Source organism: Vibrio furnissii CIP 102972 (assembly GCF_000176175.1).
In the GTDB taxonomy this organism is placed as follows: Bacteria; Pseudomonadota; Gammaproteobacteria; order Enterobacterales; family Vibrionaceae; genus Vibrio; species Vibrio furnissii.
Genome location: NZ_ACZP01000013.1, coordinates 960,672 through 976,318, shown reverse-complemented (window position 1 = coordinate 976,318; position 15,647 = coordinate 960,672). Strand labels below are relative to the sequence as shown.

At 51.9% G+C, this 15,647-nt stretch carries 15 protein-coding genes; 5 read left to right on the top strand and 10 right to left on the bottom strand.

Going from position 1 to position 15,647, the window contains the following annotated elements; genetic code table 11:
- The first annotated feature begins 1 nt into the window (after window position 1).
- The 5 genes from motA to VFA_RS08455 all read left to right on the top strand — a co-directional run bounded on the left by motA (window position 2) and on the right by VFA_RS08455 (window position 6,704).
- Window positions 2-859 (top strand): flagellar motor stator protein MotA, encoded by an 858-nt coding sequence (motA, locus tag VFA_RS08475; RefSeq protein WP_004726298.1) that lies wholly within the window; start codon window positions 2-4, stop codon window positions 857-859.
- A 2-nt stretch (window positions 860-861) separates the two neighbouring features.
- The gene (locus tag VFA_RS08470; protein WP_004726297.1) at window positions 862-1,836 is read left to right on the top strand and encodes a flagellar motor protein MotB; all 975 of its coding nucleotides are present in this window, start codon (window positions 862-864) and stop codon (window positions 1,834-1,836) included.
- Complete coding sequence (locus VFA_RS08465) at window positions 1,833-2,096, top strand: hypothetical protein (RefSeq protein WP_004726296.1); 264 nt, start codon at window positions 1,833-1,835, stop codon at window positions 2,094-2,096. Before VFA_RS08470 ends, VFA_RS08465 begins: the two co-directional genes overlap by 4 nt.
- A 206-nt stretch (window positions 2,097-2,302) precedes the next feature.
- Entirely contained in the window at window positions 2,303-4,597 is a 2,295-nt protein-coding gene (metE, locus tag VFA_RS08460) for a 5-methyltetrahydropteroyltriglutamate--homocysteine S-methyltransferase (protein WP_004726295.1), read from the top strand.
- A gap of 184 nt (window positions 4,598-4,781) precedes the next feature.
- A complete protein-coding gene (locus VFA_RS08455; RefSeq protein WP_004726294.1) occupies window positions 4,782-6,704 on the top strand; it encodes a methyl-accepting chemotaxis protein in 1,923 nt (640 codons plus the stop codon).
- A gap of 96 nt (window positions 6,705-6,800) precedes the next feature.
- On the opposite strand, the gene VFA_RS08450 is transcribed toward VFA_RS08455, so the two are convergent.
- The 10 genes from VFA_RS08450 to VFA_RS08405 form a co-directional block, all read right to left on the bottom strand.
- Window positions 6,801-7,193, bottom strand: coding sequence for a GspS/AspS pilotin family protein (locus VFA_RS08450; RefSeq protein WP_004726293.1), 393 nt, complete (start codon window positions 7,191-7,193; stop codon window positions 6,801-6,803).
- A 1-nt stretch (window position 7,194) separates the two neighbouring features.
- Window positions 7,195-7,491 carry a YciI family protein gene (locus VFA_RS08445; RefSeq protein ID WP_004726292.1) on the bottom strand — a complete coding sequence of 99 codons (297 nt, stop codon included), beginning with the start codon at window positions 7,489-7,491 and terminating at the stop codon, window positions 7,195-7,197.
- A gap of 93 nt (window positions 7,492-7,584) precedes the next feature.
- Window positions 7,585-7,986 carry an acyl-CoA thioester hydrolase YciA gene (gene yciA, locus VFA_RS08440; RefSeq protein ID WP_004726291.1) on the bottom strand — a complete coding sequence of 134 codons (402 nt, stop codon included), beginning with the start codon at window positions 7,984-7,986 and terminating at the stop codon, window positions 7,585-7,587.
- Window positions 7,987-8,099: 113 nt separating this feature from the next.
- A complete protein-coding gene (locus VFA_RS08435; protein ID WP_004726290.1) occupies window positions 8,100-8,645 on the bottom strand; it encodes a septation protein A in 546 nt (181 codons plus the stop codon).
- Between the two features lie 220 nt (window positions 8,646-8,865).
- Complete coding sequence (locus tag VFA_RS08430) at window positions 8,866-10,125, bottom strand: dicarboxylate/amino acid:cation symporter (protein ID WP_004726289.1); 1,260 nt, start codon at window positions 10,123-10,125, stop codon at window positions 8,866-8,868.
- A 317-nt stretch (window positions 10,126-10,442) separates the two neighbouring features.
- Window positions 10,443-11,249 (bottom strand): tryptophan synthase subunit alpha, encoded by an 807-nt coding sequence (trpA, locus tag VFA_RS08425; RefSeq protein WP_004726288.1) that lies wholly within the window; start codon window positions 11,247-11,249, stop codon window positions 10,443-10,445.
- Window positions 11,249-12,439, bottom strand: a complete 1,191-nt coding sequence (trpB, locus tag VFA_RS08420; protein WP_004726287.1) for a tryptophan synthase subunit beta — start codon at window positions 12,437-12,439, stop codon at window positions 11,249-11,251. The genes trpA and trpB overlap by 1 nt, the downstream gene beginning before the upstream one ends.
- A gap of 86 nt (window positions 12,440-12,525) precedes the next feature.
- Window positions 12,526-13,956: a bifunctional indole-3-glycerol-phosphate synthase TrpC/phosphoribosylanthranilate isomerase TrpF gene (gene trpCF, locus VFA_RS08415; RefSeq protein WP_004726286.1), complete on the bottom strand. Its 1,431-nt coding sequence runs from the start codon at window positions 13,954-13,956 to the stop codon at window positions 12,526-12,528.
- 7 nt (window positions 13,957-13,963) lie between these two features.
- Window positions 13,964-14,962 carry an anthranilate phosphoribosyltransferase gene (gene trpD / locus VFA_RS08410; protein ID WP_004726285.1) on the bottom strand — a complete coding sequence of 333 codons (999 nt, stop codon included), beginning with the start codon at window positions 14,960-14,962 and terminating at the stop codon, window positions 13,964-13,966.
- Between the two features lie 88 nt (window positions 14,963-15,050).
- Window positions 15,051-15,641, bottom strand: coding sequence for an aminodeoxychorismate/anthranilate synthase component II (locus VFA_RS08405; RefSeq protein ID WP_004726284.1), 591 nt, complete (start codon window positions 15,639-15,641; stop codon window positions 15,051-15,053).
- Window positions 15,642-15,647: the final 6 nt, after the last annotated feature.

Here is a 15,647-nt window from a genome sequence, read left to right as displayed (position 1 = left end):
TATGAAACAGATTGTTTCGTTTGTCGTCATACTGATTATTATTGCTGTGTCATTTGTTTTGCATGGCGGCCGATTGGGCGCGCTGATCAGCGTGGCTGAAATTGCGATCATTTTTGGGTGTGCCATTTGCGGCATGATCATCGCTAGCAAGACCGCCACGCTCAAGTTGATGTTACAACAGGTGAAGATCAGCCTGAGTAAGAGCACATACGATCGTCAGTATTATCAGGACTTGTTGTCTTTGATGTTTGAACTGATCAATGTGGCGAAAATGCAAAACCTCAAGGCGCTTGATGCGCATGTGGAGAATCCGGAAAGCAGCAATATCTTTGCAAAGTATCCGTCCATCACGCGTGATGAAAACACGCTGAAGTTTATTGTCGACTCGTTCCGTCAAATCATCAGCTCCAAAATGTCGGCGCATGATGTCGAAGCCGCGCTGGAAGAAGAGATCGAGAAGCTGCTGGAAGAGTACAAAAAGCCGTCCGAAAAAATGCACGCCATGGCGGAAGCGATGCCGGGGATCGGTATCTTGGCTGCGGTGATGGGCATCATTTTAACCATGCAATATCTCGATGCGGAAGTGAGCGTGATTGGTCAAAGTATCGCTGGCGCGCTGGTAGGGACGTTTACCGGTATTTTTGGATGCTACTGTCTATTTGGCCCGTTGTCGCAAGCGATTCAGGAAGTCGCTGAAGAACAAATTGCGCCACTGCAATGCGTGCGCTGCATCATTTCCGCTTACTGCCAGAACCTTTCACCCCATATGTGCGTGAATGCGGGGCGACGTCAAATCGAGCTGCATCACAAGCCAACCTTCACTGAGCTTGAGCAAGTGATCGACAGTTTGCGGAGCTAATCATGAGTCAGGATGGCGTTACCATTATCAAAAAGAAAAAGCGTGGCGGACACGGTGGTGGGCATGGTGGCGGCTGGAAAGTTGCCATGGCCGACCTGATGATTTCGATGTTCGCGCTGTTTTTGATCCTGTGGCTATTGACGATGATGGACGATGAAGAAGGGAGCCAACTGATTCAATATTTCCAAACGGGGGAAGTGCAGGCGCACACGTTATCAGTGGATGCGCTGGGCAACAGTATCAGCCCGATTAAATTGCCTCAAATCGCCACTGCTCACATTGATGCAGAATTTGATCGCATACGTGATGCGTCGTTGATTGAGGGCGAAGTGGATACACACCAAGAGTTGGAACTGTTCAGTCGCCTGATTGAAGATCAGGTGAATGAATTGGACGGCGCGGGCAGTGTCAATGTACAGATCACACCGCAAGGCCTGAAAATCATCATCAGTGATTCCGATAAAGGACCGATGTTTAATCGCGGCGGTTCGTCGATGACGCCGTATTATCAAGACCTGCTGTTGAATCTGGCGCCCGTGTTTAGCCGTGTGGAAAATGCGATCATTGTGACCGGCCACACCGATGCGTCGCGCTTTCGTGGTACGAGTATGACCAACTGGGAGCTGTCGTCCAACCGAGCCAACTCGGCTCGATATTTCCTCAATAGTGGCGGCGTGCCGAGAGCACAGATTTTCCAAGTGTCGGGCATGGCGGAATCGGCGCCTTTGCTGCCAGAGAACCCGAAAAGCGGTCAGAACCGTCGCATTGAGATTTTTCTGCTGACCTCCGACGCACAGCGTCAACTGAGCGCCGTGTATCGAGGGCTAGCGACACCGAGTGAGATGAGCAACGACCAAGTATCGATGTCTAAAGTGCAAGACAGCAAAGAGCAGGCACGACGTGCGGCCGCGGCGAATCAGCCACCCAACGACGTGTCGCTACGGCGTCGCCATGAAGGGATGAATCCAACGTTATGATTAAACACAAACGCCGCTGGGTGGCTTGGTTAACGCTGATCAACTTCGTGCTGACCTTTGGCTACCTGTTGATGCCAGTCCCGGATGAAATCATCAACTTTATCCTGGGCATGCTGCTGCTCTGCTACAACTACTTTATCGTGCGCGTGGTGGTGAATTTTCCCAAAGGAACGCTCAGCACGCGTCAAGACAGCCATTTGGTTGCGCCCTTATGGGGCAGTATTTTGCTGGCCATGTTCTCGGTTGCCGCACAATATTAATCGTGATGTTCAAGCCGCCTTCACAGGCGGCTTTTTTATTTCTGCTCATCCAACTCGCCATCAGCATGAATATTTTTAATAAACAAGTTGAATATTTGGACGTTGAGTTCAACCCCGTCGAGCGAGATAGTTTAGCCATCCAGACATCTTGGTAAATCACAAGACACGGATGTCTGCCCTAATCCATGATCAGAAGGACTTCAGCGATGGCGACTACCACACACATCCTCGGCTACCCACGTATCGGCGAAAAACGCGAACTGAAATTTGCGTTGGAAAAATACTGGCGCGGCGAAATCAATCAAGCAGAACTTCAGACCGTCGGTCGCGACATTCGTCAGCGCAACTGGACGTTGCAAAAAGAGGCGGGGCTGAGCTTTGCCACCGCTGGCGACTTTGCATGGTACGACCATGTGTTGACCACAACGCTGTTGTTGGGACATGTGCCAAAGCGTCATCGTCACGGGTTTCCTGATCTGGACACGCTGTTTCGTGTGGGGCGCGGTCAGTCGCAAACCCATTGTGGTTGTAGCGGCAGCGCTGCATCGGACATGACCAAGTGGTTCAATACCAACTATCACTACATTGTGCCGGAATTTAGCCGCGACGACAGCTTTGACGTCAGTTGGCCGCAACTGTTTGAAGAGATCAATGACGCGACCAAGGCGGGGTTTGATGTCAAACCTGTGCTGCTTGGCCCTGTGAGCTACCTGTATTTAGGCAAGGAAGTTGAAGCGGGGTTTGATCGCCTCACATTGCTGCCTCGCGTTCTTACGGCGTATCAGGCGATTCTGGCGAAACTCGCCAAGCAGGGCGTGACTTGGGTGCAAATCGACGAGCCGATTCTGTCGCTCGAACTGGAACAGCCATGGCAGGATGCGTTCAAGCTGGCGTACCAAGTGATTCAGGGCGATGTCAAACTGCTGCTGACCACCTATTTTGATTCAGTGCACGACACGCTAGACAAGATCATCGACTTGCCGGTGAATGGTTTGCATATTGACTTGTCGGCAGCGCCAGCGCAACTGGACGAGGTGCTCGCCAAACTGCCAAGCAACTGGGTGTTATCGGCGGGGGTGGTTAACGGCCGAAACGTTTGGCGTGCGGACTTAAGTACGCTGCTGCACACATTGGAACCGGTCAAAGCGACGCTGGGTGAGCGTTTGTGGGTGGCAAGTTCGTGTTCGTTGCTGCACAGTCCGGTTGATCTCGAATTGGAGCAAAACCTGTCGGAAGAGGTGCGTAGCTGGTTTGCATTTGCCAAACAAAAAGTGACGGAAGTGGCACTGCTTGGCCGCGCGTTGGATGGCGATCCGGCGGCGATTCTGGCGTGTGATACTTACAGCCAGCCGATTGCAGCGCGTAAAACCGCGACGCACGTGAATAAGCCACAAGTACAAACGAGGCTCAATCAGGTCACGGCAGCGTGGGCACAGCGCAGCGCGCCATACGCTGAGCGTGCGCACCATCAAGCGGAAGTGTTGGGTCTGCCTTTCTTACCGACCACGACCATCGGCTCTTTCCCGCAAACGGGTGAAATTCGCACTCAGCGCAGCGCTTATCGTCAGGGACATTTGTCGCAAGCGGAATACACCGCCGCGCTGAAAGGTCATATTGCCGATGCGGTGAAACGTCAGGAAGCGTTGGATCTGGACGTGCTGGTGCATGGTGAAGCGGAGCGCAACGACATGGTGGAGTACTTTGCAGAGCATCTGGCAGGGTTTCAAACCACGCAGTTTGGTTGGGTGCAGAGTTACGGTTCACGCTGCGTGAAACCTGCGATTGTGGTGGCCGATATTGAACGCGAGCAGCCCATCACGGTGGCGTGGTCAACCTATGCGCAGTCGCTGACGTCAAAACAGATGAAAGGCATGCTGACGGGGCCGGTGACGATTCTGTGCTGGACCTTCCCACGCGAAGATATTTCCCGCAAACAGATTGCGCAGCAATTGGCATTGGGACTGCGGGATGAAGTGGCGGATCTGCAAGATGCAGGCATCAACATCATTCAGATTGATGAACCGGCGATTCGTGAAGGGTTGCCACTGAAAAAACGCGACCACCAAACTTATCTCAATTGGGCTGTGGAAGCGTTTAAGATTTCGGCTGCCAGTGCGCGCCCGGAAACGCAAATTCACACCCACATGTGTTACAGCGAGTTCAACGAAATCATTGATTCAGTCGCTGCGTTGGATGCGGATGTGATTACCATTGAAACGTCGCGCTCAAACATGGAATTGTTGAAAGCCTTCGAAGCGTTTAATTACCCGAACGCGATTGGCCCGGGCGTGTATGACATTCACTCGCCCAACATTCCGGCGCAAGAATGGATTGAGGATTTGCTGCGTAAAGCGGCGGAGAAAATTCCGGCACAGCGCCTGTGGGTGAATCCCGATTGCGGCTTGAAAACGCGTAACTGGCCCGAAGTGGAAGCGGCACTGACCCACATGGTGCTGGCGGCCAAAGCGCTGCGCAACGAATGGCAGCCGAGCGCAGAATAACGATTAAAATTATCAATAAGGTCTCATTAAGAGGCCTTATTTTCTTTTACCGTCACACACGAGTGCTATTCTCAATAGGTTCATTCATCGCCAATGTGGCGTCGGCGGGGGAGCCGGGATGGACGCTCCAATTGGGAGCATCGGTCGTCTAGCCCGTTCATCAGACTGAGGGATAAGTACCCATATGAAGAAAACACTCGGACTCAAACAACTGTTACTGATCTCGGTGATGGTGCTGGTGGGCGCATCGGTTGCCATTTCCAGCTACGTGTCGTACGTCAAAGAATCTGAAGTCATCAGCGCGATGATCACCAAATCTGGGGCGCTCTACACCGCCGATAAAGCGGAACTGGTGCAGACGTTTTTGCAGGAAAAAATTGAAGGGGTGAAAGGCATTGGTGCGCTGTACCAAAACCAGTCTTTTCCGGGCAGTTCAGCACAAGACTACGTCGCGTTTGCCGAGCTGCTGGCGACCTCGTTGGCGACTGGCAGTTCATTCATCGGCTTCGAATCCAACGGGGATGCCTTCTGGAACCAGACCAGCGATGCGTGGCCGAATCACAAGTTCAACGGCGACATTCGAACCATGAGTTACTACCAAGATGGTCGCAAGGCGGTGACACCGGCGGTGACCGATCCGTATTCTGATGGTGCTACCGCGGATATCTACTGGATCAGCATTGTGCAGAAAACCCATGACGGCATGTTGGGGGTGGACATGCGCTTGGGCTTTTTGAACAAGCTGGTGGAAAAGGCGACAGCGTTGACTGGATCATCGGCGATGATTCTCAATCACGACGGTACCGTGCTGGCGGCCTCAAAAAACAGCGTGCTCAAACCGGGCGAAAATAGCAAAGAGCCCGCGTGGTTTAAAGCCACTGCGAATACCATCACCTCGACCCCGATGGCGACCTTAAACTACAGCGTGAATGGTGAAGACAAAATCCTGTTTTCTCACGAAATTCCGGTTGCAGATAAAACTTGGTACTTTGTCATCGACCAAAATAAAGCCATGGCGTTCGCCGCGCTTACTGCATCCAAAACCTCGGCAATCTTGATTGGTGTGATTGCGGTGGTGCTTAGTGTGCTGGTGGCCTTCTTTGTGATTCAAGTGCTGTATCGCCCCATCTTGTCGTTGAAACAGACCATCATCAGCTTGTCCAACGGCGACGGCGATTTAACCCAGCGGCTGGAAGTCAAATCGCAAGATGACTTGGGGCAGATTGCGCAGGGGGTGAATCAGTTCATCGGCCATTTGCAAACCATGTTGCTGGACATCAAACAAGCTTCTGACACGTTGCAAGCCAATGTTGCGGAGGTGGAGCAGTTGTCTCAACTGAACGCGGAGAAACTGCGTCATCATGTGGTGGAAACCGAGCAAATTGTGACGGCACTGGAGGAGATGAATGCGACCGCGAGTTCAACGGCCTCAGATGCTTCGAACACGTCAAATCTGACTCAGCAAGCCAATCACACCAGTGTGGAATCACGCAATATCATGGCGCGCTCGCTGGCGACGGTGGATGCGCTGATTCAAGATGTGGATACGACGGTATCGAACGTGCAGAGCATGAGCGACGAGACACAAAACATTCATTCAGTGCTGACGGTCATCAGTGAAATTGCGGAGCAAACGAACTTATTGGCGCTGAATGCGGCGATTGAGGCGGCGCGTGCGGGTGAGCAGGGGCGGGGCTTTGCGGTTGTCGCTGATGAAGTGCGCAACCTCGCGAACCGAACCAAAGACAGCACACAAGAAATTGAAAACGCGATTGGCAAATTGCTGCAAGGCAATCAGGTGGTGGTCGATTCCATGGGCAAAACCAAACAGCGCTGTCATGACACCGCCAGCAGCTCGAAAAATGTTTCGGAAAGCTTGGAAAACATGGTCAATTTCATCAACGAGATCAACGATCTCAGCACGCAGATTGCGACCGCCGCCGAAGAGCAGAGCAGTGTCACCCATGGGGTCAGTCAGAGCATGAACGAGTTGAATCTCATCGTGTCTGAATTGGACGACATCGGCTCACGAACGTCACAAGGTATGGGCGACATTACGCAAGTCAACCAGCGGATTGTGTCGAGTGTCAGTCGCTTTAAATTGTGAGTGAACGGGAAAGACAAAACAGGAGGCAATGCCTCCTGTTTCCTTTTCTACCTTAACCGCTGTGTAACGAGGCAAGGCGGTTAAGGCCGGCCAAGGTTATTTTTTGCAGTTCTCTTTGGTCACCAGCTGGTCCACCATCAGTTGGCCACGACTGTTGCGCATTTTAATTCGGTAGCCGATGCCCACATCGAGGTTGGCGCGAATGTCCGAGTTATTGCAGAACGAATGAATGCTGCTTTGCAACACTTGGTCAATCGGTTTTGCGCCGGGATGATCGGTGTTGTAAACCATCATCATCTCAATCGTGCTGCCTTTGGCATTCACGCGCATAATGTTGAGTGGGCCATATTCCAGCGGAAGTTCGGTCCCCAGAATGCTGGCACGGTTGGCAGCCAATAGCTCCAGATTCTTCTCACGCTCGCCATTGGAACTACAGCCCGCGAGTACTGCAAGAGAAAGCAGTGCCAGACCCAAAGATGATTTTTTCATATCAGAATACTTTCTTGAACGGTTTAACAATCACGTTGGCATAGACGCCTGCGCCCACATAAGGGTCCGCATCTGCCCATGCTTGGGCATCTTCCAGAGTGTCGAATTCTGCAATCACAGTTGAACCGGTAAAGCCCGCTTCGCCCGGGTTCTCTGCATCAATCGCGGGCATGGGGCCGGCGGTCAACAGGCGGCCTTCATCATGCAGCGCTTGCAGGCGCTCAAGGTGCGCTGGGCGAACACTCATGCGTTTTTCAAGTGAGTTTTCAACATCCTGAGAAAAGATGACGTACCACATATGGATATCCTTATAAATTTCGTAACGGTAAGTGTAGGCTTTAATGTACTGAAACAGAGCGACTTTTAAAGCACAAAGCACATATTTCTGTGATCAGTTTCCTTGCTTGATCGGTCTTGGACGACCGTCGGCATCAATGGCGACATAGTTGAAGGTGGCTTCACACACTTGGAAACGGTCTAAAATGCCGTCTTCTTTGATCGGTTTGACCCACACTTCGAGATTGATTGACATCGACGTGCGGCCAATTTTTGTACATTCGCCATAGCAGCACACCACGTCACCCACTTTCACGGGTTTTTTAAACGTGATGCTGGAAACGGAAACCGTCACAATTCGGCCGCAAGAAATCTCTTTCGCCAGAATCCCACCGGCTAAGTCGAGCTGAGACATAATCCAGCCACCAAAGATATCGCCATTGGCGTTGGTATCTGCCGGCATCGCCAGCGTGCGCAGCAAGAGTTGGCCGCGCGGTGAGTTTACGTCCTGATTCATGTTTTGACATCCACAACAAACAAAACAGCGACCAAAGTGGTCGCTGCAAAAAAGAGGTCGAATTATAACAATAATTCTGTCACCAGTTCATCCTTGAGTGCTCGGATGAGGGCTTATTCGCCGGAATTTTTTTGTTCTTTCGGCAAATGTTTGTAAATGTAGATCCCGGTGAGCAGGGTATAAGTGAAGGTTGCGGCAAGCAGGCCAAACACCTTGAAGTTCACCCAAACATCGAGCGGTAGCTGGTAAGCAATGTAGATATTGAGCACCGCGCAGACCGAGAAAAACGCCACCCATGCCCAGTTCACTTTGGCCCATACGGCTTCTGGCAGCGTGATTTCTTTCCCCAGCATGCCTTTAATCGCAGATTTACCCATCAAGTGGCTGATGGCCAAGCCCAGCGCGAAAATGACGTACACAATGGTCACTTTCCATTTAATGAAGTTGTCGTCGTGAAGGAAAATGGTCATGCCACCAAACACCGCCACCAATGCAAATGTGATGAGCTGCATTTTTTCGACTTTCTTGAACATGAAGTACGTGACCGCCACTTGAACCGCTGTTGCGGCAATCAAGGCGCCGGTCGCAACGTAAATATCGTAGAACTTGAATAACGCGAAGAAAATAATCAGGGGAATGAAGTCGAGCAGTTGTTTCATTGTATGGATACGTCCAATTAATAGCTTGTTGACAGTCTAACGAAATACGGCGGTCAGCTAAACAGTAAATGATATTTTGAAACAAATTTATCCAGTGCAGTGTTGCATTCTGAGCGCTGTGATGGCGTTTCATGACCCGTGATGAGCCTTGTTCACGCGGGGCAGATATTGGCGATAAAAAAAACCGCCCTTTTGGGCGGTTTGAGCATGAGATTCAGCGTTAAGCTTGCTGATTGTTGTATTCAGTCTCAGCCGCTTCTTCTTTGATCAGCGCATCGACAATCACGGCACACGCCGCATCGCCGGTGATGTTTAGCGCAGTACGAATCATGTCAAAGATACGGTCCAGAGCGAACAGCAGTGGCAGACCTTCAATTGGAATCCCTGCCGCCAGCAGCACGGCAACGACTAGGAATGATGGTCCAGGCACACCGGCTTGACCCACGGCGCCCAGCGTTGCAGTCACGATGATCGCGGCGTAAGCGCCCATGCTGAGGTCGATGTTGAACAGTTGCGCGAAGAAAATCGCCACCAAACCGTAGTAAATCGCGTTGCCCGACATGTTGATGGTCGCACCCAGCGGCAGAACAAACGATGCAGTCGAGTTACGAACGCCCAGCTCGTGTTCAACGGTGTCCATGGTGACCGGCAGCGTAGCCATGGATGACGCGGTCGACAGCGCCACGGCTTGCGGCTTTTTCATCGCCATAATAAATTTCTTCGCCGAGGTCTTGGTGAAGATTTGGATCATCAGTGGGTAAGCCACGAAACCGAAAATCAGAATCGCTGCCACGTACACCAAAAATAGTTTGAAGACCACCATCAGGGCACCGAAACCGAACGTGCCCACGGCTTCTGCCATCAGACCAAAAACACCGATTGGCGCAATGATCATCACTTTGTTGATCATCCACACCATAGAATCCACGATGGTGTTGACGCCGTTGATGACAGGATCACGTTTGTCTTTAGGTTGCTTCGAAATGGCAACGCCAAGGAATAGGCAGAACACCAGAATTTGCAGGATGTTCGCATCGTTCAGGGACTGGAAAACGTTAGTTGGGATCATACCAATGATGGTCGCCCAGAAAGTTGGTAGTTCACCTTTTGATGCGTATTCCGATGAGAACATGCCTTCGACACCAGAAACATCGATACCCATGCCTGGTTGGAACACAGCGCCCATCACCAAGGCCAGCGCTACGGCGAGCGCGGATGTAACGGCGAAATAGCCCAGCGTGACGAAACCGACTTTACCGGCAGAGTGGCTATCACCGAGGCCTGCAGCTCCGGAAATCAGTGCCACGGCAACCAGTGGAATCACGAGCATTTTAATTAAATTGATGAAGATGGCGCCAAGTGGGGCGAACATCGCTGCATCATGGCCCATGCTGGCACCAACGGCAGTACCAACAATCATGGCAATCACGACTTGTACGCCGATGTTGCTTAGTAAATTCTTTTCTTTTAACACTTCCATAACCTCTGTGCTAATTAAATGTAAACTTCCAGTGATACTTACTGAACATGAGTTGTTCGGCGGGTAATTATATTGCCCTGACTTTTTACACGTAACTTTCACAATTGGCAATATGTGCATCGAGTGAATTGTCAGTAGAAAAGCGAATTCATTGACGTAAGATGGTTTTTTGTCCAAAAGAAAACGTTTGCTATTGATTTTGGTAATGTGAAGCGCGGATTTTTCGTGGAAGATAAATGAATGACGAAAGAAATGAATTGTTGCGAAAATGTTCGGTTTCTAAATGAGTTAAGAAACCGAACACATAAATTGCATGATTATTTGTGGGTGGCTGCTTTCATGTTTTGCGTGAATTGAGCGAGTTTATTTAACATTTCGTCAAAGTTATCGAGGTTGGATTCGATGATTTTGACGACGGCAGAGCCAGAAATTGCCCCTGCTGCACCCGATGCGATGGCTTCCTTCACTTGCGCCGGTTCAGAGATCCCAAAACCCAGCAGTGATGGCGGCGCATTGTATTGCGTCAGCTTGTCGAGCTGCGCGTGAACGGGCATGTTGGCTTTCGTTTCAGTACCGGTTACGCCTGCACGTGAGAGTAGATATGTGTAACCCCCACCCAGTTCGGCCACTGCTTTCATCGTTTCATCGCTAGCGGTTGGCGGGGCGATGAAGATAGGCTTGATGCCAAATTTACGTGCCGCAGCCACGAATTCTTCACTTTCGTTGGTTGGGACATCGGCAACCAGCACGGAATCGACACCCGCCTGTTGGCAGCGTTGGTAGAAGTTTTCGACGCCGCGTGAGTAAACCAAGTTGGCGTACATCAGCAAACCGATCGGCAAATCAGGATATTGCGCGCGAATCTGGCCGATCAACTCGAAGCAGACGTCAGGCGTCGTTTTTGAGTTCAGCGCACGCAGGTTCGCCCCTTGAATGGTTGGTCCGTCAGCCAATGGATCCGAGAACGGAATGCCAAGTTCCAGTGCATCGGCGCCAGCTTCCACCAACGTCTGCATGATGCGCAGAGACTGCTCAGGGTTTGGATCGCCCATGGTGACGAATGGCACGAAGGCACCTTGGTTGTTGTCAGCCAGACGCTGAAAAAGCGATTGATAGCGGTCCATTACAGCACTCCTTTTTCTTCTAAAATCTTATGCACGGTAAAGATATCTTTGTCACCGCGACCGGATAGGTTCACGACCAGCAACTGCTCTTTTTCCGGCTCGGCGTACGCCATTTTCACCGCGTGGGCTAGTGCGTGGGCCGATTCCAAAGCCGGAATGATCCCTTCGGTGCGTGCCAGTTTTTGGAACGCGTCCAACGCCTCGTCATCGGTAATGCTTTCATATTCTGCGCGGCCAATGGCATGCAGGTGTGCGTGCTGAGGACCCACGGATGGGAAATCAAGACCGGCAGAAATGGAGTAAGACTCTTCAATCTGGCCGTGCTCATCTTGCATCATCGGTGATTTCATGCCGAAGTAGATGCCGGTTTTGCCGTGTTTGAGTGGCGCGCCGTGCATATCGGTATCAATGCCTTTGCCTGCCGGTTCGACACCAATCAAACGCACCGATTCTTCTTCAATAAAGTCTGCAAACATGCCAATGGCGTTCGAGCCACCGCCAACACACGCCACGACCGCGTCAGGCAGGCGACCTTCGCGAGCCAGAATTTGGTTTTTGGTTTCTTCACCAATGATGCGTTGGAATTCGCGCACAATGGTTGGGAAGGGGTGAGGGCCTGCTGCTGTACCGAGCAGGTAGTGCGCCGTTTCGTAGCTACCAGACCAGTCACGCAGCGCTTCGTTACATGCATCTTTGAGCGTTGCAGAGCCGGAATGAACCGGAATCACTTCCGCGCCCATCAAGCGCATTCGGAAAACGTTCGGGCTTTGACGTTCCACGTCTTTAGCGCCCATGTACACGCGGCATTTCAGGCCGAGCAGCGCACACGCCAGTGCGGTGGCCACGCCGTGTTGACCGGCACCTGTTTCGGCGATGATTTCGCTTTTGCCCATGCGCAACGCCAGTAGCGCTTGACCGAGTACTTGGTTGGTTTTGTGCGCGCCACCGTGCAGCAGATCTTCACGTTTCAAGTACAGCTTGGTTTTGGTGCCTTTGACGATATTGCGCGTCAGTGTCAGCGCTGTTGGGCGACCGGCGTACTCTTGCAGTAGCGTCATGAATTCCGCACGAAATTGCGGATCGTCTTGCGCATCAATAAACGCTTGTTCAAGTTGATCCAGCGCCGGAACCAGAATTTGTGGTACGAATTGACCACCGTATTCGCCAAAGTAGGCGTTAAGTTTTGCCATGATGTCCTATCCTTCCATAACCGATGTACGTCCCCTTTGGCGTGAAAACAGCTCGCGTGAGCGACTCAAAGGGGGAGTACGAGTGATTAATAATTACGAATTTCGTTGAATGCTTGACGGAGTTTGGTGATGTCTTTTTTACCCGGTTCGCTTTCCACCCCAGAGTTGAGATCCAAGCCAAGACAGCCTAATTTGGCCGCTTGCTGAACGTTGTCTGGGTTGAGACCGCCAGCCAGCATGATGCGCTCGGGCGATTCAATCAGCGACCAGTCGAACACCGTCCCTGTGCCGCCGCTTTGATTGCCGACTTTGGCATCCAATAAGTGACGGTCGATTTGGTTGAGTAGGGCCGGCATGCGATCGGTGACGCCGTAAGCTTTCCAGATTTCAACCGATTCAGGTAAACGTGCTTTGAGCGCATCAATGTCTGCTTGGCTTTCATTACCGTGCAGTTGCACCGCAAACAATCCCAGTTCTTCGACCGCGTGAGCGATGGTGTCGATGCTGTCGTTTTGAAACACGCCAACGTATTGCAGGGGCGCGCCGCTCATCGTGAGGCGAGCGGTTTCAAGATCCACGCAGCGTTTGGAGTGCTGCGCAAAAATTAACCCGCCAAACACCGCGCCGGATTGATAGGCTTTCACGGCATCGTCGGGGTGCGTCAAGCCACACACTTTGTTTTCGCCCAGCACGACTTTGCGAACCGCCAGTTCCACGTTGTCTTGGCTCATCAGGGAGCTACCAATCAGGAAGCCCTTGGCAAAGCGGGCGAGGTCGCGCACTTGCTGGTGGGTGTAAATGCCCGATTCGGAAATGATCGTGGTGCCTTGCGGCAGTTTAGGAGCCAGTTGCTTGGTGCGATTCAGATCGGTGGTGAGATCGCGCAGGTTGCGGTTGTTGATCCCAACCACGCGAGCTTGTAGTGCCACGGCGCGTTCGAGTTCTTCTTCGTTGCTGACTTCGGTCAGAATTCCCATGCCCAGCTCATGCGCCACATTGGCCAACTCGCGGTATGTGTCATCATCTAATACCGACAGCATCAGCAGAATCGCATCCGCGCCGTAATGACGGGCGAGGTAAACCTGATACGTATCGATCATGAAATCTTTGCACAAGATGGGTTGAGTCACTTGAGCACGCACGCGCGGCAGAAAATCGAAACTGCCTTGAAAGTATTTCTCATCGGTCAGCACTGAGATCGCGCTGGCGTACTGGTTGTAGACCGATGCGATGTAATCCAGATCAAACTGCTGACGAATCAGACCTTTCGATGGTGACGCCTTTTTGCACTCAAGGATGAAAGCGGTTTTGCCACTGTCTAGCGCGGCGTAAAAGTCGCGATCTGATGGGGTCAACAGCGGTTTAAAGGTATCGACCGGTTGCGCCAACTTGCGCGCTGCAACCCAAGTGATTTTATCGTTGACGATTTTTGCCAAGACTTCGGCCATCTGCGCATTCTTCACGGAGATGTGTTCAGACAGCTGGTCGTTTTGTTCAGACACGTTCATTTCAGACATCAGGGGCTTAACCTCGCTCTGCTAGTTGTTTTACCAGATCAAACGCTTTGCCTGAGTTCATGACATCAATGGCGCGTTGTGCGTTGGCTTTTAAATCTTCAAAGCCAAATAGGCGCAACAACAGGGCAACGTTAACCGCAACTGCGGCGACTTGAGCAGGCGTTCCCTTGCCAGTCAGAATATTTTCGATGATGGCGCGATTTTCCTGAGGCTCGCCACCTTTAATCGCTTCCAGCGGGTAGGTTTCCAAACCAAAGTCCTGCGGCGTTAAGGTGTATTCGGTAATTTCGCCATCTTTGATTTCGGCAACATGGGTCACACCATGAATTGCCACTTCGTCCAATCCTGAACCATGAACCACAGCGGCTCGTTTCAAACCCATTTGTACCATGGTTTCTGCGATAGGACGAACCAAATCTTGGCTGTACACGCCCATCAGTTCGATATTGGGACGCGCTGGGTTAATCAGTGGACCTAAAATGTTGAAAATCGTACGAGTTTTCAAACTTTGACGCACCGGCATCGCATGGCGAAAGCCGCCGTGATATTGCGGAGCGAATAGGAAGGCGACGCCCAAGTCGTCCAGTGCTTGACGGGATTGTTCAGCGCTCATGGTCATGTTGATGCCAAACGCATCTAATACATCAGACGATCCGGATTTGCTCGATACGCCGCGGTTACCGTGTTTGGCCACTTTGACGCCGCACGCCGCAGCGACAAACGCCGACGTGGTTGAAATGTTAATGGTGTTGGCACCGTCGCCGCCCGTGCCGACGATGTCCGCAAAATCGTAATCTGGACGTGGGAATGGACTGGCGTTGGCGAGTAAAGCGCGCACGGCACCCACGATTTCGTCGGGGGTTTCGCCTTTGATTTTCAGTGCCGTCAGCGCTGCAGCCATCAGTGGCTGTTCACATTCGCCGCGAATGATGTAGTCAAACAAGGCCTGACTTTCGGCTTGGGTCAGTGCGTCTTGCGCGTAAAGTTTGGTGATGATGTGTTGCATGATGCTTTCTCCGTATCCCGAATGACCCGCTCTAATCGTTGTGTTTGCGAATCCGGTGTGTTCGTCTATTTGGTTGTGCTGTGTGCTGTTATCGCGCCAACGCCCAGTTAATTGCGTTCGCCAGTAGCGTCGCCCCGTAGGTGGTCATGATGGATTCGGGGTGGAACTGGAACCCGCACAGTTTGTCTTCGTCATGGACAATCGACATCACCAAACCATCGACTTCGGCAGTCACCTTCAGGCTGTCAGGCACTGAGGTCGCAACCAGTGAGTGATAGCGCGCAATCGCCAGCGGAGAAGGCAGGCCCTCGTAAATGGGATGGTTGTCGTGTTCCATCATCGACACTTTGCCGTGGACAATTTCACCGGCGCCAGCCACGGTGCCGCCGTAGGCTTCCACCATGGCTTGATGGCCAAGGCAAATGCCAATCATCGGTACTTTGCCTTTCAGGCGTTGCAGGATTTCTGGCATCGAACCTGCTTCAGACGGCACGCCCGGGCCGGGTGACAAAATGACGACTGGGTTGTCTAGTTGTGACACGGCGTGTTCAATCACATCGGCGGCGATGTGGTTACGGTATACCGTGACGCGGTGACCTAACGAGCGGAATTGGTCCACCAAGTTGTAAGTGAAGGAATCGAAGTTATCGATGAAAACAATATTTGCTGAGTGTGTCATGATGAA

Bases quoted from the DNA above. Each gene is read 5' to 3' on its own strand.
- motA (WP_004726298.1), top strand. From the start codon at position 2: ATGAAACAGATTGTTTCGTTTGTCGTCATACTGATTATTATTGCTGTG.
- trpD (WP_004726285.1), bottom strand. From the start codon at position 14,962: ATGCAACACATCATCACCAAACTTTACGCGCAAGACGCACTGACCCAA.
- VFA_RS08450 (WP_004726293.1), bottom strand. From the start codon at position 7,193: ATGAAAAAATCATCTTTGGGTCTGGCACTGCTTTCTCTTGCAGTACTC.
- VFA_RS08470 (WP_004726297.1), top strand. From the start codon at position 862: ATGAGTCAGGATGGCGTTACCATTATCAAAAAGAAAAAGCGTGGCGGA.
- VFA_RS08405 (WP_004726284.1), bottom strand. From the start codon at position 15,641: ATGACACACTCAGCAAATATTGTTTTCATCGATAACTTCGATTCCTTC.
- VFA_RS08455 (WP_004726294.1), top strand. From the start codon at position 4,782: ATGAAGAAAACACTCGGACTCAAACAACTGTTACTGATCTCGGTGATG.
- VFA_RS08430 (WP_004726289.1), bottom strand. From the start codon at position 10,125: ATGGAAGTGTTAAAAGAAAAGAATTTACTAAGCAACATCGGCGTACAA.
- VFA_RS08445 (WP_004726292.1), bottom strand. From the start codon at position 7,491: ATGTGGTACGTCATCTTTTCTCAGGATGTTGAAAACTCACTTGAAAAA.
- VFA_RS08465 (WP_004726296.1), top strand. From the start codon at position 1,833: ATGATTAAACACAAACGCCGCTGGGTGGCTTGGTTAACGCTGATCAAC.
- VFA_RS08435 (WP_004726290.1), bottom strand. From the start codon at position 8,645: ATGAAACAACTGCTCGACTTCATTCCCCTGATTATTTTCTTCGCGTTA.
- metE (WP_004726295.1), top strand. From the start codon at position 2,303: ATGGCGACTACCACACACATCCTCGGCTACCCACGTATCGGCGAAAAA.
- trpCF (WP_004726286.1), bottom strand. From the start codon at position 13,956: ATGTCTGAAATGAACGTGTCTGAACAAAACGACCAGCTGTCTGAACAC.
- yciA (WP_004726291.1), bottom strand. From the start codon at position 7,986: ATGAATCAGGACGTAAACTCACCGCGCGGCCAACTCTTGCTGCGCACG.
- trpA (WP_004726288.1), bottom strand. From the start codon at position 11,249: ATGGACCGCTATCAATCGCTTTTTCAGCGTCTGGCTGACAACAACCAA.
- trpB (WP_004726287.1), bottom strand. From the start codon at position 12,439: ATGGCAAAACTTAACGCCTACTTTGGCGAATACGGTGGTCAATTCGTA.